Origin of the sequence: Dethiosulfovibrio russensis (assembly GCF_021568855.1) — a bacterium.
Taxonomy (GTDB): Bacteria; Synergistota; Synergistia; order Synergistales; family Dethiosulfovibrionaceae; genus Dethiosulfovibrio; species Dethiosulfovibrio russensis.
Map to the genome: position 1 here is coordinate 73,220 of NZ_JAKGUG010000003.1, position 18,113 is coordinate 91,332.

At 53.4% G+C, this 18,113-nt stretch carries 18 protein-coding genes and 1 tRNA gene; 15 read left to right on the forward strand and 4 right to left on the reverse strand.

Going from position 1 to position 18,113, the window contains the following annotated elements:
• The first annotated feature begins 20 nt into the window (after positions 1-20).
• The 12 genes from L2W48_RS03765 to hbs all read left to right on the forward strand — a co-directional run bounded on the left by L2W48_RS03765 (position 21) and on the right by hbs (position 10,030).
• Entirely contained in the window at positions 21-902 is an 882-nt protein-coding gene (locus L2W48_RS03765) for an HDOD domain-containing protein (protein WP_236098703.1), read from the forward strand.
• Positions 903-910: 8 nt separating this feature from the next.
• On the forward strand, positions 911-1,579 hold the full coding sequence (cmk, locus tag L2W48_RS03770) for a (d)CMP kinase (RefSeq protein ID WP_236098704.1): 669 nt from the start codon (positions 911-913) through the stop codon (positions 1,577-1,579).
• Positions 1,580-1,622: 43 nt separating this feature from the next.
• Positions 1,623-2,216, forward strand: a complete 594-nt coding sequence (locus L2W48_RS03775; protein WP_236098705.1) for a lysophospholipid acyltransferase family protein — start codon at positions 1,623-1,625, stop codon at positions 2,214-2,216.
• On the forward strand, positions 2,206-3,300 hold the full coding sequence (gene hflX, locus L2W48_RS03780; RefSeq protein WP_236098706.1) for a GTPase HflX: 1,095 nt from the start codon (positions 2,206-2,208) through the stop codon (positions 3,298-3,300). Before L2W48_RS03775 ends, hflX begins: the two co-directional genes overlap by 11 nt.
• Before the next feature lie 36 nt (positions 3,301-3,336).
• Positions 3,337-4,215 carry a YicC/YloC family endoribonuclease gene (locus L2W48_RS03785; RefSeq protein ID WP_236098707.1) on the forward strand — a complete coding sequence of 293 codons (879 nt, stop codon included), beginning with the start codon at positions 3,337-3,339 and terminating at the stop codon, positions 4,213-4,215.
• A gap of 6 nt (positions 4,216-4,221) precedes the next feature.
• Positions 4,222-4,476 carry a DUF370 domain-containing protein gene (locus tag L2W48_RS03790; RefSeq protein WP_236098708.1) on the forward strand — a complete coding sequence of 85 codons (255 nt, stop codon included), beginning with the start codon at positions 4,222-4,224 and terminating at the stop codon, positions 4,474-4,476.
• Positions 4,469-5,062: a guanylate kinase gene (gene gmk, locus L2W48_RS03795; protein WP_236098709.1), complete on the forward strand. Its 594-nt coding sequence runs from the start codon at positions 4,469-4,471 to the stop codon at positions 5,060-5,062. Before L2W48_RS03790 ends, gmk begins: the two co-directional genes overlap by 8 nt.
• Position 5,063: 1 nt before the next feature.
• Complete coding sequence (gene rpoZ, locus L2W48_RS03800; protein ID WP_236098710.1) at positions 5,064-5,324, forward strand: DNA-directed RNA polymerase subunit omega; 261 nt, start codon at positions 5,064-5,066, stop codon at positions 5,322-5,324.
• A complete protein-coding gene (gene coaBC / locus L2W48_RS03805; RefSeq protein ID WP_236098711.1) occupies positions 5,299-6,513 on the forward strand; it encodes a bifunctional phosphopantothenoylcysteine decarboxylase/phosphopantothenate--cysteine ligase CoaBC in 1,215 nt (404 codons plus the stop codon). Before rpoZ ends, coaBC begins: the two co-directional genes overlap by 26 nt.
• 2 nt (positions 6,514-6,515) lie before the next feature.
• Complete coding sequence (locus L2W48_RS03810; RefSeq protein ID WP_236098712.1) at positions 6,516-8,306, forward strand: primosomal protein N' family DNA-binding protein; 1,791 nt, start codon at positions 6,516-6,518, stop codon at positions 8,304-8,306.
• Positions 8,307-8,316: 10 nt separating this feature from the next.
• Positions 8,317-9,651: a ribosome biogenesis GTPase Der gene (gene der, locus L2W48_RS03815; RefSeq protein ID WP_236098713.1), complete on the forward strand. Its 1,335-nt coding sequence runs from the start codon at positions 8,317-8,319 to the stop codon at positions 9,649-9,651.
• A gap of 103 nt (positions 9,652-9,754) precedes the next feature.
• The gene (gene hbs, locus L2W48_RS03820; RefSeq protein ID WP_005662342.1) at positions 9,755-10,030 is read left to right on the forward strand and encodes a non-specific DNA-binding protein Hbs; all 276 of its coding nucleotides are present in this window, start codon (positions 9,755-9,757) and stop codon (positions 10,028-10,030) included.
• Between the two features lie 66 nt (positions 10,031-10,096).
• Here hbs and rsmA read toward each other — a convergent pair whose 3' ends face one another.
• The 3 genes from rsmA to nifJ form a co-directional block, all read right to left on the reverse strand.
• The gene (gene rsmA, locus L2W48_RS03825; protein WP_236098714.1) at positions 10,097-10,903 is read right to left on the reverse strand and encodes a 16S rRNA (adenine(1518)-N(6)/adenine(1519)-N(6))-dimethyltransferase RsmA; all 807 of its coding nucleotides are present in this window, start codon (positions 10,901-10,903) and stop codon (positions 10,097-10,099) included.
• Positions 10,904-10,968: 65 nt separating this feature from the next.
• A tRNA-Pro gene (locus L2W48_RS03830) sits at positions 10,969-11,046 on the reverse strand.
• Between the two features lie 119 nt (positions 11,047-11,165).
• Positions 11,166-14,687, reverse strand: coding sequence for a pyruvate:ferredoxin (flavodoxin) oxidoreductase (nifJ, locus tag L2W48_RS03835; RefSeq protein WP_236098715.1), 3,522 nt, complete (start codon positions 14,685-14,687; stop codon positions 11,166-11,168).
• A 282-nt stretch (positions 14,688-14,969) separates the two neighbouring features.
• Here nifJ and trmB point away from each other — a divergent pair, with 282 nt between their 5' ends.
• The 3 genes from trmB to coaD are packed head-to-tail and all read left to right on the forward strand — an operon-like array spanning position 14,970 to position 16,899.
• Entirely contained in the window at positions 14,970-15,896 is a 927-nt protein-coding gene (gene trmB / locus L2W48_RS03840) for a tRNA (guanosine(46)-N7)-methyltransferase TrmB (protein ID WP_236098716.1), read from the forward strand.
• Entirely contained in the window at positions 15,893-16,399 is a 507-nt protein-coding gene (locus L2W48_RS03845; RefSeq protein WP_236098717.1) for an RsmD family RNA methyltransferase, read from the forward strand. Before trmB ends, L2W48_RS03845 begins: the two co-directional genes overlap by 4 nt.
• A 2-nt stretch (positions 16,400-16,401) precedes the next feature.
• Positions 16,402-16,899 carry a pantetheine-phosphate adenylyltransferase gene (gene coaD, locus L2W48_RS03850; protein ID WP_236098718.1) on the forward strand — a complete coding sequence of 166 codons (498 nt, stop codon included), beginning with the start codon at positions 16,402-16,404 and terminating at the stop codon, positions 16,897-16,899.
• On the opposite strand, the gene L2W48_RS03855 is transcribed toward coaD, so the two are convergent.
• On the reverse strand, positions 16,868-18,100 hold the full coding sequence (locus L2W48_RS03855; RefSeq protein ID WP_236098719.1) for a tRNA(Met) cytidine acetate ligase: 1,233 nt from the start codon (positions 18,098-18,100) through the stop codon (positions 16,868-16,870). The two genes, coaD and L2W48_RS03855, sit on opposite strands and share 32 nt — an antisense overlap.
• Positions 18,101-18,113 lie beyond the last annotated feature (13 nt).

The following is an 18,113-nucleotide window of genomic DNA, read 5'->3' on the forward strand; positions in this document are numbered from 1 at the left end:
TCAAGGCAGGAGATGGGTTGATGGACGATCGAACCAGACAGCTGATACAGAATCGTATCCTCAGCAGGCTGAAGGAGGTCAAATCCTTCCCTCAGTTTGTAATGGAGACCTTGAGAGCATTGGATAACCCGGACAGCAGCGCGTATAACGTCGCAGGCAGTCTCTCGAAGGACGAGGGCTTGGTCATAAGAACTTTGAAGTTGGCGAACTCGGCTTTTTACGGGCTTCCCAGAAAGATCTCCAGCATTCAGGAGGCGGTAGCACTTCTGGGCTATAAAACGATCAAAAACCTGGTCATAGCCGCCACGGTCTATCAGAGGATGGACAATTCCTTTGCCGGTTACGCCCTAGACAGAGGAGACCTTTGGAAACACTCTCTCAGTGTAGCCTATGCGGCCAGATATCTGGCGGAGAGAACCAAGGCCTGCCTTCCCGATGAGGCCTATATCGTAGGCATGCTTCACGCCATAGGCAAGATAGTTCTAAACGACTATATAAAATTCGGTTACCAGATAATAGTACGTATCGTGGATACCGATAAGATCCCCTTCGTGGAGGCGGAACGGATGGTGCTTGGGTTCGATCACGCCCAGGTGGGGGCCATGTTGGTGGAGAAGTGGAATCTGCCGGAATCTCACAAGGTGGCTATTCAGTATCAGTACTCACCCGACGAACTTCCGGAGGATCTTCAGGAATACAGAGGGCTCGTGGACATCATCCACCTAGCCAACTCCTTGATTTTGATGTTGGGGGTAAGCGGAGGGGCGGATGCCCTTCAGTATTCTCTGTCGGAGACGGTCCTCCAACGTTTGGGACTAGAGGAGGAGGTCGAGGAGCTCTTGTCCGATCTGGTCGACATCATGGACAAGGTATCTGAAGAGATGGAACTCATGGAGGAATAAGGCCTGCTATGGCATCTAAGAATATAGTTATCACCGTCGACGGTCCTGCCGGTGCCGGAAAGAGTACCGTGGCCAGGAAGGTCGCCTCTGAGTTGGGAATACCCTATCTGGACACAGGGGCTCTTTACAGAGCCCTCGCCTATATATTGGACAGCCGTGGTATCCCCCCCGAGGAGGGAGAGGACCTGAACAGGACTCTTAGATTTATTTCCGTTTCACTCGAAGGCGGCAGGGTCACGGTGGACGATGTCGACGTAACCGACATGATCCGTACCCCTAAGGTGGACTCCATCGCTTCGTCCTATTCGGCCCTTCCCTCGGTCAGAGACAAACTTTTGGATCTGCAGAGGGAGCAGGCCCTTTCCGGTGGTTTGGTCGCCGACGGTCGGGATATGGGGACGGTGGTGTTTCCTCTAGCTCCTTTAAAGGTGTATCTGTCCGCTTCGGAAGAGACCAGAGCCGATCGTCGTTGGCGTGAGTTGAGGGAAAAAGGGGAGAAATTCCCCTTCGAGTCCATTTTGGAGGATATAAGACGGAGAGACAGGGCCGACATGGATAGAGCCTGTTCCCCCCTGAGAAAGGCCGCTGATTCGGTTTCCATCGATTCATCGGATATGACTATCGATGAAGTGGTGGCGAAGATCGTCTCCATCGCTTCGGAGGTTCGACATGATTAATGCCTTTATATATCAGTTGGTAAGACGGTTTTGTTTTATTTTTTTGAAGCTTCATAATCGTCTCAGAATAGCGGGCAAGGATAAAATACCTGTGGAGAGGCCTTTCATAATGGTGGCCAACCACTGTAGCAATCTCGATCCAGTGGTTTTAGGTGCCGCCTTTCCAGATCGTTTGAGATATCTGGCAAAGGTGGAGCTTTTCGAGGGATCCCGTCTTTTCGCCTGGTTGATAAGGACGTTGGGAGCCATCCCGGTCAGCAGGGATTCCTCCTTGAGCGCTGGAGGTGCCCTAAGGACGTTTCTACAGCTTCTCGAGGGGGGAGAGTCGGTTCTCCTTTTTCCCGAAGGCGCCCGGTCTCTGGATGGCAGGTTGAAGGACCTGGAGGGGGGAGTCGCCCTCTTGGCGGTCAGGACCGGGGTGCCTATCGTCCCGGTTTATATATCCGGGACCTTCGACGCTATGCCGGTAGGAGCCAGCAAGATAGGTTGGAGCTCCATAGAGGTCAGATTCGGAGATCCTATCGATACCTCCAGGATTCTAGAAGGCGGTGTTTCCTCCAAGGAATGTCGTTCTCTGATACTGTCCGAACTAGGAGAATCCCTCAGATCCATGGAGGCGGTAGCCCTTGGCGGTTGATAGAGGTAGAGCGGTTTTAATTGCTTTAGAGCGTCTGGAGGAGGGGGAGCGTCTTCTTCTGGAGCTTGAGCTTCTGTTGGCGAACCTGGATGTGGACGTCGTCGAGAGGGTAATTCAAAAGCGGGACTCTCCGGACCCCGCTTTCTTCTTAGGGTCTGGAAAGGCAAGGGATCTCAAGAGGATCTGCGATGTGGTCGATGCAGGACTGATCGTCAGCGATCGTCCCTTGACCCCTAGGCAGATGGCAAATCTGAAGGCGGAGTCGGGGCGGTATGTCTGGGACAGGCCTTTGGTCATAATGAAGATATTCGAGGAACGGGCCAGGACATCGGAGGCTAAGCTTCAGGTGGAACTGGCCCGATGCCGCTATGAATTACCCCACCTTCGTGGTCTGGGACATCAGATGTCTAGGCTGGGGGGCGGAATAGGTACCAGAGGGCCCGGCGAGACCGAGTTCGAGAGACACAGGAGAAAGCTCGAGAGGCGTATAAGAGATATAACGAGAAAACTTGCCCAGGTAAAAAAGAGGCGAAGAAATCAACGGAAGCGACGTAGTCGTTCCGATATACTAACGATAGCGATGGTCGGATATACCAATAGCGGAAAATCGACTCTTCTACGCCGTCTGTCGGGAGACAGATCCGTATACGTGGCCGACGCCCTTTTCGCAACGTTGGATACGTTGGTACGTTCGATATCTATGTCCGATGGACGAACGATCCTCCTGACCGATACGGTAGGGTTCATAAGGGAACTTCCTCCCGCTTTGATAGCGGCCTTTAGGACGACGTTGGAAGAGGCGGTTGCGGCCGACTTCCTGTTGGTCATGCTCGACGGAAGCGATCCGGATGCGCTTGAGACCCTGAGGGTTGTTAGGGAGACCCTCAGGGATATAGACGCTATAGAGATCCCTCGGGCGGTCTTGCTGAACAAGGCGGATCTCATAGATCGATCCACCCTGAACGGCCTCCTGACCAGGATAAGATCCGACGGCGAGGACGTAGAGGCTATAAGCGCGTCGAAATGGGATGTAAAAGAGATAATCCCCGTCTTGGAAAAGCTCGTCTTCAGGACATATCTATAGAAAAACGGAGGTGGATTGATCGTTATGTTGACAAGTATGACCGGTTTTAGCCGAGTCTCGGTGGATAGGGATTGGGGTACCTTGACCGTGGAATTCTCCAGCGTCAACTCCCGCTATCTGGAGGTCTTCGTGAAGTCAGGGAGAGAGCTGGCTTCGGAGGATCCTCTGATACAGGGAGCCGTCAAGAAAAGACTCAATAGAGGCAAGGTTCAGGTCAGGGTAGAGCTTTCATGGGCTTCCGAGTGTCGCATGGGCAGGATAAACCCCGATGTCCTTAGCTCCTATCTGTCACAGGTGAAAGACGTGGTGCTATCTATGGGGGATGGATCGGACGAGCTTCCCCTGAACGGAATTTTAGGATTGCCCGGGGTTTTGGATCTTCCATCCGCGTCTTCCTCGTCGATGAAAGACGAGATATCGTCGGTTTTAGCCGATCTAACCTCTCGGGGACTGGACGAGCTGGTCTCTATGAGGGAGAGTGAGGGTGAAAAGCTCCTTGAGGATATCTCCGGATGTCTAGAGGACTACCGGGTAATAGTGTCCAAGATAGGCTCTCTCTGGCGGGGATGTGCGGACAAGGCCTTTGAGTCGCTTAAGGAAAGGGTTCAGGCGGTGGCGGATCGTTTCGAGATATCTATGGACGAGGGACGGCTTGCTCAAGAGATGACGGTAATAGCGGATAAATGGGATATATCCGAGGAGCTTTCCCGTACGGACAGTCATATAGGTCAGTTCGAGAAACTGCTGGACGAAGAGGGACCCAGAGGGAGAAAACTGGATTTCCTTCTCCAGGAGATGAACAGAGAGATCAACACGATGGGCTCCAAAGTTGCGGATGCCGAGATACGATGGCTTGTGGTCGACGGAAAATCCTTGTTGGAGAGGATTAGGGAACAGGTTCAAAACGTGGAGTGATAGTCTGTGGGACAGAGACTCGTTCATATAGGATTCGGAAACATGGTAGTTGCCGAGAGAGTCGTGGCCATAATACACCCTACTTCGGCTCCGATGAAACGTCTGAAAGAAGAGGCCAAAGAGACCGGTCGTCTCGTAGATGCCACTCAGGGGCGGAAGACAAGGGCCATATTGGTGACCGACAGCAATCACGTCATTCTGTCGGCCATCCAGCCGGAGACTATCGTCAATCGTTTTTCCGGCGAGGAACCAGATGGTTAAACGGGACAGCCGAGGGCGGTTGTTCGTCTTCTCCGGACCAAGTGGAGCAGGTAAGGGGACCGTACGCAAGGAGTTGTTTCGAAGGGTGGAGGGATTGGTCTTTTCCATATCCTGTACTACCAGAACTCCGAGACAGGGAGAGATCGACGGGGTAGACTATCGTTTTATAGGGCAGAAGGAGTTCAAACGCAGGATCGCCGCCGGTGACTTCCTGGAGTGGGCCGAGGTTCACGGAAATATGTACGGCACCCTCTGCTCCGATGTCGAACGATATCTAGACGAGGGCAAGGACGTAGTGCTGGAGATAGACGTTCAGGGTACCCTGCAAGTTAAGGATAGATGTCCCGATATAGTTACGGTTTTTTTAACTCCACCTTCTACGGAAGAGTTGGAATGCCGTCTTCGCCGAAGGGGATCGGAGGACGAACGAACCATAAAACTGAGGTTGAACAACGCTCTGGAGGAGATGGCCTTGGCCGTCAGATACGACCATATAGTGGTCAACGACGAACTTCAAAGGGCGGTTTCCGAACTGGAGCAAATCGTTTACGATTATCGCGAGGGAAGAGGTAAAGGGAGGGATTAGGTTGAAATTTTTCGACATAGATAAGATTAAAAAGAATTCAGGAGTATCAAATAAATATCTTCTGACCACAGTCGTAGCAGCCAGGGCCAGAAGCCTGAGCGAGGACAGGGGAAGCAGGGCGTTTGAAGAGACCGGAAAGGGAGAGAAGGTAATCTCCATAGCTCTTTCCGAGCTGGAATCGGACAAACTCTCGGTCAAGATGGGGGTTGCCGGAGAAGAGGGAGGAGTTTCCTCCGATGAAGAGTCCGTCTCGGTCGAGTAGAGTCCTTCTATGTGTGACCGGTGGAATAGCTGCATATAAAGCCCCTCACCTGGTGAGGGGCTTTATCCGGTCCGGATGGGAGGTTAAGGTGGCCATGACCGAGGCATCGGAGGCTTTCGTAAGCCCCATGGTCCTAGCCACTTTATCCCATAACAGAGTATGGCGTGATCGGGACTATCTTTCCGATGATTCCGGTTGGCATATACCACATATATCTCTGGCGGAATGGGCCGACGTTATAGTGGTCGCTCCCTGTACCGCCGATACCGCCGCCAGGCTTGCCGGTGGAAACGCCTCTAAGGTGATAGACGGAGCCGTTTTGGCCTCCAGGGCTCCCGTGGTAGTCTTTCCTGCCATGAACGTCAATATGTTGGATCACAGTGCTACCAGGAGGAACCTAGATACATTGGAGTCCATGGGGTACGTTGTGGTCGACCCCGATTCTGGGGATCTGGCCTGTGGCTACGAGGGCAGAGGTCGCCTTCCCGACGTGGAGGTCATAGTGGAGGAGGTCGAGAGGGCTCTTTGTCCCAAAGATCTGGCAGGTCTGTCTGTGGCGGTAACGGCAGGCCCTACCAGAGAGTTCTTGGATCCCGTGCGCTATATATCCAATCCCAGCAGTGGCAAGATGGGATACGCTATAGCCAAGGAGGCCTGGTACAGAGGAGCGGAGGTCCGTCTCATATCGGGACCGGTCGCCCTGGAGCTGCCTCATGGCATTCAGGTTATACCAGTAACCTCGGCAGAGGACATGCTCGACGCTGCCACCCGAGCCATGGACGATTGCGACGTGATGGTAAAGGCTGCGGCTGTTGGGGACTACAGGTTCGCCTCCAGATCGGAGCATAAGATAAAACGAGAGGGGAAATCGGAGGTCTCCTTCTCGATGGTTGCCAATCCCGATATAGCGGCTACCCTGGGAGAGATGAAAAAACCAGGGCAGATCCTGGTAGGGTTCGCCGCCGAGACGAACGACCTTAAGGAAAACGCTCTGAGAAAGCTCAATGCCAAGGGATTGGATCTCATAGTAGCGAACGATCTCGCCGAACCGGGAAGCGGCTTCGGAACCGACACCAACAGGGTCACGATCTTCGACGTTCATGGAAACTCCAAGGAGATTCAAGGGAAGAAGTCGGAGGTTGCCGGTGTTATCTGGGACGAGGTGCTCTTGCTACGAGAGGGGCGCTGAATGTGACTTGGTTTCCTGAAGTCCTGGTTCCGGGCCCTTGGTGGTCGGGGTTGACCTATCGTCACGATCGACCTTTGGAGCCGGGCGTCAGGGTAAGAGTTCCGATAGGACGAGGATCTCGAATAGGATTCGTATCTAGATGCGACGAAACTTCCTCCTGGCCGGAGAAGAAGGTAAGGCCGATTATGGAGGTTCTGGATGAATCCTCTACGATACCGGACGTGTCCTGGCGTCTTATGACCTGGGTCGGTCGTTCCTTTCTATGCGGTGTAGGCCAGGCTCTTTCCTCCATGCTGCCGGAACAGATATTGAAGGGAGAGGACCTCTCTCCCTTTATCGATAGATCGAAAAAAAAGGAGAAACCGTCTTTTTCCATGGAGGGTCTCTATCGCTGGTTGGACGACGATCGTCTTAAGTTTTACGAGGAGCTTTTGGGAGATGGTAGCACCAGGGCGATTATCTCCTTCCCGGAGCAGCTCAGGGCCAAGGCTTTCCTGAAAAGGCTGGAGGATGACGGTATCGTCGGAGGTCTCCTCTGGCCCAATACCGGCGGTAAGAAAAAGATGGAGGCCTGGCTTTCCGTCAGGGACGGAAACTGTCGTTTCGTGGTGGGGGGGCCGGGGGTGATGGCCGCTCCCCTGGAGCCCGATCTCGTCGTGGTGGAGGACGAGGGGAACGACTCATATCGTATGCAACGTCATCCCCGATTGAACGGCAGGAGCGTATTGACCAGGCTAGCTATGGACTCGAGATCCCGTCTGGTAGTTGGAGGGAGGATCCCGTCCTCACGAGTGTTCCGAGAGCTTCGTCCCGAGGAGGAACGTGGACGTCTGGAATCGAGGGTCGTCTTTATAGATCTCAACGACGCGAACAGGGTATCTGTGCCGGGAGCTTCCGACGAGATTCCTCTGGCGGAGGGAACTATGACCAGGACCCTCGATACGATGGAAAACGGTAGGGTCGCCCTTTGGATACTGGATAGAAAGGGATATGTCGGGGATCTGAAATGTGACGATTGCGAACACCCTCTCAGGTGTGACTGCGGAGGGACCTTGAGGCTGTTCGGAGGAAGGGGACGTTGCGTACGTTGCGGAAAGACCTTCGATATCCCGAATAAGTGTCCTAACTGCGGAGGTCCGGTTATAATGGGTAGACGTCCGGGGCTTGAGGCTCTGTTGCCGATAGCTCAAGCCGTGGTCTCGAAGGAGAGAGTGTTCACTTGGTCTTCCGACGATCCCAAGAGGACTGTGGATAGACGTGACAGGATAAAGGAGTTATCCTCGGGAGGTTTGGTCGTAGGAACGAGAAAGAGCCTGGAATTATGTGATATCTTGGACGTGGGGCTGGTCTGTTGGCTCGATTCGGATGGAGAGGCAAGAAGATCCGAACACGATGCCAGATACAGCGCCTATACAATGATATCCGAGTCCTGCTGGAGAGGTCCTTCTCCGGAGAGGCGACAGGTCGTGATCCAAAGCAGACGTCCCGGTAAGGGCTGGCAGGTATCCCTCCTCTCCGGATGGACCTCGTTTTGGAGAAGAGAGCTTGTGGAGAGATCGGAACTGGAGCTTCCGCCTTTTCGTTATCTTGCGGAGATCAGGGTGAGCTGTAGATACAAGGAAAGACTAATCGATAAGTTGGTATCGGCGGGGTTGGACGTAATGGACCCCGATCCCTTTCAGGATCTGATATGGGTGGCTGTTAAACACCTTCATCGGCTTTATGTGGCCCTGGAATCAGAGTATGTCATAGGATCCGCCGAATATCCGAAAGTGGTCCTCTGGACCGACTAGGGAGGAAAAGATGGCAATCGTAACCATAGTAGGACGTCCCAACGTAGGGAAGTCCTCGTTGTTCAATAGATTGATAGGGGAGAGAAGGGCCATAGTGGACGACGTCCCGGGAGTTACCAGGGACAGACTCTACGGTCAGGTTGAATGGAGGGGAAACAGTTTTTACCTGGTGGATACCGGAGGCCTTTTGCTGAGGGACGAGGATCCCATAATGGAAGGTATGAAGGGGCAGATACTCCAGGCTATGGAGGAAAGCGACGTTATCCTCCTTTCCGTGGACGGCAGAGAAGGTCTGACATGGATGGACGAGGATATAGCCATGGTGATCAGGAAGGGCACCCCAAAGCCGGTCGTAGTCGTCGTCAATAAGCTGGACGACATGAAGTTCGACGAACTGGTCTACGAAGCCTACGGTCTAGGTTTTCAAGATGTTGTCGGCATAAGCGCCATACACGCCAGAGGTATAGATGACCTTTTGGACAGGGTATGCGAGCTTCTTCCCGAGGACGATAGGTCTTTCTATGAGGAAGACGAGATAAAGGTCGCCCTGGTTGGTAGACCCAACGTAGGTAAGTCCAGCATACTCAACAGGCTTTTAGGCGAAAACCGTTCTTTGGTGAGCGACGTTCCTGGAACCACCAGGGACTCCATCGACTCTCTCATGGAATTGGACGATGGCAGAAAGCTTCGTCTCATAGATACCGCTGGTCTAAGGCGTAAGAGCCGTTTCAAGGACGATATAGAGTATTATTCCTTCGTCAGGACCATGGAGAGCATAGACCGGTCGGACGTCGCCATATTGGTGGTGGACGCGGTCGAGGGGGTTACCGATCAGGATAAGAAACTAGCCTCTTCCATAGTGGAGAGAGGCAAGGGAATAGTCCTGGTGATGAACAAATGGGATCTTCTCAAGGGCGACGGAGAGAGGATCGGAGACGAGAAAAGAGATTTGGTCAGAGATTCCCTGGTTTTCGTCAACCACGCTCCTCTGGTGTTTTGCTCCGCTTTGACCGGAAGAGGGGTGGGAGCGAAGCTCCTGGACGCAGTATTAGGGGTCTACGAGAGGCGTAAGAACAGGTTCAGTACCACCAAGCTGAACGGTCTGTTGCGAGATGTCCTGGCCTTCGAGAGGCTCCCTAGCGATAAGAAAGGGAAGCTTCTTCGGATCTATTATTGTACCCAGGCAGGTGTGGAGCCCCCTATGTTCGTGTTTTTCGTGAATGAGAGAAATATAGTTACCAGGTCCTTCGAGAATCACATGATTAATCAAATCAGAAGGCTAGGAGACTACGATGGGGTACCTATACGCCTTTTTTGGCGTAATAGCGATGGAAAAAGGCGCTGAGGCTTGACCACGACTGGATGAGCTGATAAAAATAGCAGGGAGAGCTTAGTTCTTCCTGCGTGTAGGAGTCGTTTTATTTATCCTTTTGAGGAGGTAGTTTGACGTGACTAAAACCGAACTTATCGAGGCAGTGGCTAAATCCGCGGAACTCAGCAAAAAAGCCGCAGGAGAGGCGGTCTCTGCCGTTTTGGAGTCAGTCGAGGAGGCCCTGGTAAAGGGTGAAAAGGTCCAGCTTGTCGGATTTGGAACCTTCGAGGTAAGAGAGAGAGCGGCTAGAACCGGCAGGAACCCTCAGGATCCCGAGAAGACCATAGAGATTCCCGCCAAGAAGGTCCCTGTGTTCCGTCCCGGAAAAGCGCTTAAGGACAGGGTTAACTAGAGGACTTTCCGGTCACGAAAGAGTGGCATGGTCGAGACGCTTCGTCTCTTCCATGCCACTCTTTTTTTAAACCGCCCGTCTTAGGGATTCCACGAATTCGAGCCATTGAGATACAGAAAGGGTCTCGGCTCTCGCCTCCGATGGAATGTCGGAGCGATCCATGAGAGCTAGAATCTCTTCCTTTTTGACTCCGAGGGAGACTAGGTTATTTGCCAGTTTCTTTCGTCTCTGAGAGAACCCGGCCTTAAGAACCTTTCGCCAGAGGTCGTCTGAGGGGAGATCTCTCCTCCTCTCTATCGTCAGCTCTACCAGAGCGGAGGATACCTTAGGGATAGGCCTGAAGGACCCGGGGGATACCTTCATGTATGTCTTGGCCGATCCCATGGCCGCCAAGGTTATACCCAAAGGGTAACGCTCCTTGGTACTGGCCTGTGCGACAAGCCGGTCCGCCGCCTCCTTCTGGACCATCATTATCATATAACTCAGACCGGAGGGAGCCAGTTTTTCCAATATAGACCATATCAAAGGGGTCGTTACGTGGTAGGGTATGTTTGCTACCACCTTGGAGGGAACCGGTCTAAGTTCTCCGTAGGGGAACTTCACCCCGTCTCCCCAATGGAGGGAAAAACGGTCATCTCCCTCTATATCCTGAAGAAAAGGTTCCAGCCTTCTGTCTATCTCTATGGAATGAAGGTGGGAACATCTAGACGACAGTATCTCCCTCGTCAGGACTCCCTGACCAGGACCTATCTCGAGGATCACGTCGTTCTCCGTTATGTCGGCTTTCTCCACAGTCCTTCGGACTATGTCCCTATTGATCAGGAAATTCTGTCCCAGGCTGGTTCTCGGAGTAAAAGAGGGGGCATCTCTCATAGGATCTTGGACCTCCTGAAATATGAAAAAAACGGGAAGCCTTTACGGCTTCCCGTTGATAATTCTGGTCGGGACGAGAGGATTCGAACCTCCGACCACCTGAACCCCATTCAGGTACGCTAGCCAGGCTGCGCTACGTCCCGCCTCAACGAGGAGCATTATACACGGCCGACACCTTTCGGTCAACTACCAAAAACGGCGGGAGGCCGCTTTTTTACGGCCTCCCGCCTAGAAAGATTGTTCTGAATCTATTTTCTGCGTTCTAGTTCTCGGCAAGTTTCTTGTAGGTCTCGTAGCGCCTCTTGGCGTCCCTCTCAGCGGCCTCGAAGAGCTGTTCCGCCACCTCGGGGAAGGTCTTCGTCAGTGAGGAGTAACGCACCTCGCTGAGGATGAAGTCCTTGAAGGAAGCCTTGGGCTCCTTGGAATCCAGGCTGAAGGGGTTCTTGCCCTCTTCCGCCTCGGGGTTGTAGCGATAGAGATGCCAGTACCCTGCCTCTACGGCCTTCTTTTCCTGATTCTGGCTGCGTCCCATGCCTTCCTTGAGGCCGTGGTTAATGCAGGGAGCGTAGGCGATGATGAGGGAAGGTCCGTCGTATGCCTCGGCCTCGGCCATAGCCTTTACCAGCTGGTTCTTGTCCGCTCCCATAGCCACCTGAGCTACGTAGACGTAGCCGTATGTCATGGCCATGCGTCCCAGGTCCTTCTTGGCGATCTTCTTACCCGATGCGGCGAACTTGGCTACGGCCGCGGTCGGTGTGGCTTTGGAGGACTGTCCGCCCGTGTTGGAGTAGACCTCGGTGTCGAAGACCATTACGTTCACGTTTTCACCGGAGGCCAGGACGTGGTCCAGTCCGCCGTAACCGATGTCGTAGGCCCAGCCGTCTCCTCCGAAGATCCAGACCGACTTCTTGACAAGGTAGTCTTCAAGCTCGGCTATGTCGTCCAGAAGGGCGTTGCATTCGGCGCAGCCGAGGTCTCTGTCGAGTATGGATCTGACCTTTTCGGCGGCTTTCTTGGAGGCGTCTCCGTCGTTGTAGGAGTCGAGCCATTCCTGAAGGGCTGCCTTGACGTCCTCGTCTATATCCTTGGCGACCAGAGCCTTTGCCTTCTCTACCAGGCCTCCGACGATGCTCTTGACCGACAGGGCCATTCCGTACCCGTATTCGGCGTTATCCTCGAAGAGGGAGTTAGCCCAAGCGGGTCCCTGTCCCTTTGCGTTGGTGCAGTAGGGCATGCTAGGAGCGGATCCGCCCCATATGGAAGTGCATCCCGTGGCGTTGGCGATGATCATCCTGTCTCCGAAGAGCTGGGTTATCAGCTTGGCGTAGGGAGTCTCTCCGCATCCGGCGCAGGCTCCGGAGAACTCGAGCAGAGGCTGGGAGAACTGGCTTCCCTTGACCGTCTTTACGTTTACCCTGTCGGACTTATCGCTTACTGAAACGCCGAACTCCCAGTTCTCCGCCTGAGGATCGGTCTGGGTGGCCAGAGGCTTCATCTCCAGCGCCTTGACCGGGCAGATGTCGGCGCAGTTGCCGCATCCAAGACAGTCTAGAGGGCTGACCTGCATCCTGAACTTGAGACCTTCCAGCTCCTTGCCCTTGGCATCTACTACCTCGAAGTTCTTCGGAGCCAGAGACATCTCGTCCTCGTTCAGAAGGACCGGCCTGATGGCAGCATGAGGACATACCATGGCACACTGGTTGCACTGGATGCACTTGTCCATGATCCACTCGGGAACGTCGATGGCCACGCCTCGTTTTTCGTATGCCGCGGTTCCGCTGGGGAAGCTTCCGTCCTCCCGTCCGACGAAGGCGCTCACAGGAAGCTGATCGCCCTTCTGAGCGTTCATAGGCTTACAGACTTCCTTGATGAACTCGGGAAGCATGTCCTCTTCGCAGCAGCAGGTGTCCTCTACGTTTTTCCAGCTGTCGGGGATCTCTATCTTCATGAGACCGTCCGCTCCCTTGTCCACGGCTGTATCGTTCATGGCGACGATCTTATCGCCCTTCTTGCCGTAGGTCTTCTTATTGGCTTCCTTCATGTACTTGATGGCATCCTCGTAGGGGATGACCTTCGCCAACTTGAAGAAAGCGGACATCATTATCATGTTGATTCTGTTGCCCAGACCGATCTCCTGTCCCAGATCGATTCCGTTGATCACGTAGAAATCGGCCTCTTTTTCGGCCAGAGCCCTCTTTACGTTGGCCGGAAGATTGGCCTCCAGAGCCTCCATGTCGGTCCACTGGGTGTTGAGAAGGAACGTGCCGTTCTTCCTGAGTCCGTCGAGGACGTCGTAAAGGTGGACGTACTCCTGCTTGTGGCAGGCTATGAAGTCGGCGTCCTTGATGAGGTAGGTCGACTTGATGGGCTTCTTGCCGAAGCGAAGGTGGGATATGGTGACACCTCCGGATTTCTTCGAGTCGTAGGAGAAGTAGCCCTGAGCGTACATATCGGTGTTGTCTCCGATGATCTTGATGGCGTTCTTGTTGGCTCCTACAGTGCCGTCCGAGCCGAGACCCCAGAACTTACATCTGATCGTTCCCTCCGGAGCCGCGTTGATCTCTTCTTTGAGCTCAAGGGACAGTCTGGTGACGTCGTCCACGATTCCGATGGTGAAATGGTTTCTGGGCTCGTAGAGCTTGAGGTTGTCGAATACGGTCTTGAGCCAGCTCGGAGTGGTGTCGTTCGAGCCGAGGCCGTAACGTCCACCGATTATGACAGGACGCTCGGACTTCTCGTTGAAAAGTGCGCATACGTCCTCATAGAGGGGCTCTCCGAGTGATCCCGGTTCCTTGGTGCGGTCGAGGATGGCGATACGTTTGACCGTAGCGGGAAGCACCTTGAAGAAGTGCTTGGCCGAGAAGGGGCGGTATAGATGGACCTTGATGATACCAACCTTCTCTCCTTTGGCCATAAGATAATCCACGGTCTCCTCGGCAGCCTCAGTGGAGGAGCCCATGAGGATGACGATGTTCTCCGCCTCGGGATCTCCGTAGTAGTTGAAGGGAGCGTAGTGACGACCGGTGAGCTCGCTTATCTGGTTCATGTAGTCCTCGACGATGTCCGGCACGTCGAGATAGAAGCGGTTGGCCGCTTCCTTGGCCTGGAAGTAGATGTCCGGATTCTGGGCGGTCCCTTTCAGATAGGGATGCTCAGGGTTAAGAGCTCTTTCCTTAAAATCTCTGATAGCGTCCCAGTCGACCAGGTCGGCTAGATCGTCGTAGTCGAGGACCTCTACCTTCTGTATCTCGTGAGAGGTACGGAAACCGTCGAAGAAGTTGAGGAAGGGGATGCTGGATCTTATGGCGGAGAGATGGGCTACCGCCGTCAAGTCCATTGTCTCCTGTACACTGCCGGATGCCAGCATGGCGAACCCTGAGGCACGACAGGCCGTGACGTCGCTATGATCCCCGAATATGGAGAGAGCGTGACCGGCGATTGCTCTGGCGCTTACGTCAAAAACCCCAGGAAGCAGCTCTCCTGCGATTTTGTACATATTGGGAAGCATGAGCATGAGTCCCTGCGAGGCAGTAAAGGTGCTCGTAAGGGAACCTGCGGAGAGAGAACCATGGACGGCTCCGGATGCGCCGGCTTCGGACTGAAGCTCCGCCAGCTCGACGGTTCTTCCGAATATGTTCTTTCTGCCGTGTGCCGCCCACTCGTCCACGTATTCGGCCATGGGAGACGACGGAGTTATCGGGTAGATAGCCGCCACCTCGGTGAACGCATAGGAAACATGAGCCGCAGCCATGTTTCCGTCCATAGTTTTCCACTGCTTTGCCATAAAATTACCCCCTCTTGATATGGTGAAGAATAAGAATTATCTTGTATACCCCATACAACCTATCATAGCATCGCCTTCTTGAAATGAAAAGCGTTTCCGTTAAGAGGCTGAATTATACACCATACAGGTCGCTCTCCTCCTGATTATACCAACGAGAGTTAAAGAGTCAAAGCAAATCGTCGACGATCGGGTTATAAGGTATAATGGCGAACTGTCCTGGCCGACCTGGAAGCGGTGATGGCAGGGGATACTTGCATTTTTTTGTTGGAGGTTTTTATGGTCATGAAAAGACAGGATGTCCTCTTGGAACCGTCTATATCGGGAGTGCCATTTGATCCGGAACAAGGCGGCAGAAAGATGGTTGAGATAGGCTTCGGAAACGGGGAGTTCCTCACGCACCTGGCCGGGTTGAACCCCGATACGACGGTCTATGGATTGGAGATTTCCATGACCTGTGTCGGCAAGGCGGTAAAAAGGGCCGTCAGAGAGAATCTTGGAAACGTCAGGATAATATGCGGCGATGCCCGATTCCTTCTGAGAGAGTGTTTCAGCGACGAGTCTTTAGACCGAATATATATGAGTTTCCCATGCCCCTGGCCCAAGGAACGCCACGCCAGGAGGCGGGTCACACATAGAGGTTTCTCCGATGTGGTTGCGTCGGTTTTACGTATCGGCGGCTGTTTCGAACTGGCCACCGACGAAAAATGGTATGCCGACGAGGTCGCATCCATATTGGATGGACATCCCTCTCTTAGTTTGGTCTCTTTCGAGGTAAACAAAAGAAGGGAGATAACGACGAAATACGAGAGGAAATGGCTAGAGCAGGGCAAGGATATATACCTCTTGGTCTTCGAGAAGTTCGGTAATTTTACAGTGGGTAGGATTGTGGACGGAAGGTGTGACGATATGCACGTAGCCGTGAAATCGGACGAGTTGGATATGGCAGTTTTGAGGAATGAAAGGTTGGGTATCTCCGAGGGAGAGGACGGAGCTCACTGGACTTTGGAGAGGATCTACTCCGATTCCAGGGAATCCTGGCTTATTCAGGCGGTAACCTCCGACGACGGTTACGAGCAGAAATTTTACGTGAGGGTAGTTCTCAGGGAAAACGGGGCTTTGGTCAAGGTAGACGGAATCTGTTCTCCTTATCTCACTCCCGCGGTCCGTAAGGCCTTGGGGGCGGTCGCAGGAAGCATCAGGAGATCATGAAGGAGGTTCGCCCCACTACGGGCCTGGTGGCTCAGGCTCTCTTCAATATCCTGGGTAACCTGAATGGGGTGGCTTTCCTGGATCTCTTTTCCGGAACTGGACGGATAGCCTTCGAGGCGTGCAGAAGAGGGGCGGATCCTGTGGTTTCTGTGGAGTTGGTGCGATCCAGATCTAAGGCTATATGGAAGGCCAATAGCTTCGATTCTCACACCCATATTTCCATGGACGTCAGAAAGGGGTTATCCTGGGTATCGAGAAAGGGTTTTGCCTTCGACGTCGTTTTCGCCGATCCGCCCTACGGAGCCCGATGGGACGAGACTCTTCCTGATTTAATTCTCTCCCGCAGAGAAATACTGAAGGAGGACGGGGTTTTCGTGTTCGAGCATGGCAGGGAGGAACCTGTAAAGGTCTCTTTTCCCTGGATCCTGAGAGACGAGAGATCTTACGGAAGGTCGGTCCTTTCCTTTTTGGAGCTCTCTTCGTCGGCCTTAAAGGAGGGGTAGTGGTGAGCCATACCATCAGGGCCGTCTATCCGGGGTCCTTCGATCCCATAACTAACGGCCACATCTACATAGCCGAGAGAGCCGCCGGGTTGTTTGACGAGCTGACGGTATCCATACTTATAAACCCGGAGAAGAGGGCCACTTTCAGCGTCGACGAGAGAAAAACCATGGCGATAGAGGCCCTGTCCCATCTCCCTAACGTAAAGGTAGATTCGTTCACCGGGCTTTTGGTTGATTTTCTGCGACAGGAACGGAGCCGCATAATAATAAGGGGGTTGCGGGCGCTTTCCGATTTCGAGTACGAGTTTCAGCTTGCCCAGATGAACAGACAGCTAGCCCCGGAGATAGAGACTTTGTTTATTGTGACCGAAGCCAGATATTCCTATCTGTCGAGCCATGCGGTAAAGGATATCTTCAACTTCGGAGGGCCGGTGCAGGAGATGGTTCCCCCAGGTGTGTATCGTCGTCTCAGAGAGAGGTTTCCTCGTTTCGACAAGTAGATTGGACGATGATCGGAGGTGTCTTGGCGTCTTTTCCGGGAGTTCCCCCCGGAAGGAGTAGCTCCCAGATATCGCAGCTCCGTCTTTCCATCAAAAGCATCGATCTACCGTAGTCCCGGTCCAACTGAGCGAATTTCGATATTACCGGAAGAGTGCCTACCTCGTCTATTCTCTTGAGCAGATCTCTGCCCCTTTTTGTAGCCCCCAGCGGCCTCAGGTAGGCGGGGCCTTTTTCCTGATATGCCCTGTTCTCCTCGTGTCCTAGACCGATGAGAAAATGCATCATGTTTCTCTGAAGTCTTCCTCTTGGGTATCTCCTGGAGGTGCATCTATCGATGAAGTCCTCCCAGTCTGTGGATTTCCCTAGGGCCTTCATGAATCTGTTTTCTATGCCCTCCCCGAACTCGGCATATTTCCCGAGTTCTTCGCCGGAGGTCCTGGTCATCAGAAAGCGGATCTTTTCCCACAGGGTGTCGTTGTCAAGGAAGCATCTTCCTCTCGATATCTCTCTCTCCAGAATTTTACGGCTGAAGGGGGGAACTTGCTGAAAGGCTTTCTCCCTCTTTCCCCTTATGCCCTTTCGTATTGCCGTTGCGCTGGGGAACTCGACGGATATCGATCGATCGTGATATCCGGCTCCGGCTCTTTTCACGGGAAGTGGGGTTATATCGTATCCTTTTTCCTCTATCCTCATCATGTAGGAGATAGCTAGGCTGTTGTTGGGCTGAGAGAGGATTTCTCCGGCTCCGGGATATGCGCAATCCATAGCTCTGGTCCTGGATTCCACGTAAGAGAAACCTTCATTTAGAAACTTACGAAGGTTTAACTTGAAAGGTTTAGGTTCCTCCACTAAAATAGCCACGATGTCCCGAAGTTTGGGGGATATCGTCTCCATGCCGAAAGAGAGGCGGTCGACCACCCCGGTCGACTTCATTATATCGACGCCGGCGTTTGCGAAAACACCGGCGTTGTGGCATGAAAAGACGACCGGAAGTTCGAGCACCAGATCCGCCCCGGAGAGCAGGGCCATCTCCGCACGGCTCCACTTATCGATAAACGCTGGTTTCCCTCTTTGTGTGAAGTTGGAGGAAAGGGCCACTATTACCGGGTCTCCACTTGAAGAGGCATTCTCGACGTGATGCAGATGCCCCATATGGAACGGGTTATATTCGGCGATGATACCGATCGCTTTTTTAAACATCGGAATACCCCCT

What these genes read in the sequence shown, in the direction of transcription:
- L2W48_RS03765 (WP_236098703.1), top strand. Translation starts at nt 21, where the DNA reads ATGGACGATCGAACCAGACAGCTGATACAGAATCGTATCCTCAGCAGG.
- cmk (WP_236098704.1), top strand. Translation starts at nt 911, where the DNA reads ATGGCATCTAAGAATATAGTTATCACCGTCGACGGTCCTGCCGGTGCC.
- L2W48_RS03785 (WP_236098707.1), top strand. Translation starts at nt 3,337, where the DNA reads ATGACCGGTTTTAGCCGAGTCTCGGTGGATAGGGATTGGGGTACCTTG.
- gmk (WP_236098709.1), top strand. Translation starts at nt 4,469, where the DNA reads ATGGTTAAACGGGACAGCCGAGGGCGGTTGTTCGTCTTCTCCGGACCA.
- coaBC (WP_236098711.1), top strand. Translation starts at nt 5,299, where the DNA reads ATGAAGAGTCCGTCTCGGTCGAGTAGAGTCCTTCTATGTGTGACCGGT.
- der (WP_236098713.1), top strand. Translation starts at nt 8,317, where the DNA reads ATGGCAATCGTAACCATAGTAGGACGTCCCAACGTAGGGAAGTCCTCG.
- rsmA (WP_236098714.1), bottom strand. Translation starts at nt 10,903, where the DNA reads ATGAGAGATGCCCCCTCTTTTACTCCGAGAACCAGCCTGGGACAGAAT.
- nifJ (WP_236098715.1), bottom strand. Translation starts at nt 14,687, where the DNA reads ATGGCAAAGCAGTGGAAAACTATGGACGGAAACATGGCTGCGGCTCAT.
- trmB (WP_236098716.1), top strand. Translation starts at nt 14,970, where the DNA reads ATGAAAAGACAGGATGTCCTCTTGGAACCGTCTATATCGGGAGTGCCA.
- L2W48_RS03845 (WP_236098717.1), top strand. Translation starts at nt 15,893, where the DNA reads ATGAAGGAGGTTCGCCCCACTACGGGCCTGGTGGCTCAGGCTCTCTTC.
- L2W48_RS03855 (WP_236098719.1), bottom strand. Translation starts at nt 18,100, where the DNA reads ATGTTTAAAAAAGCGATCGGTATCATCGCCGAATATAACCCGTTCCAT.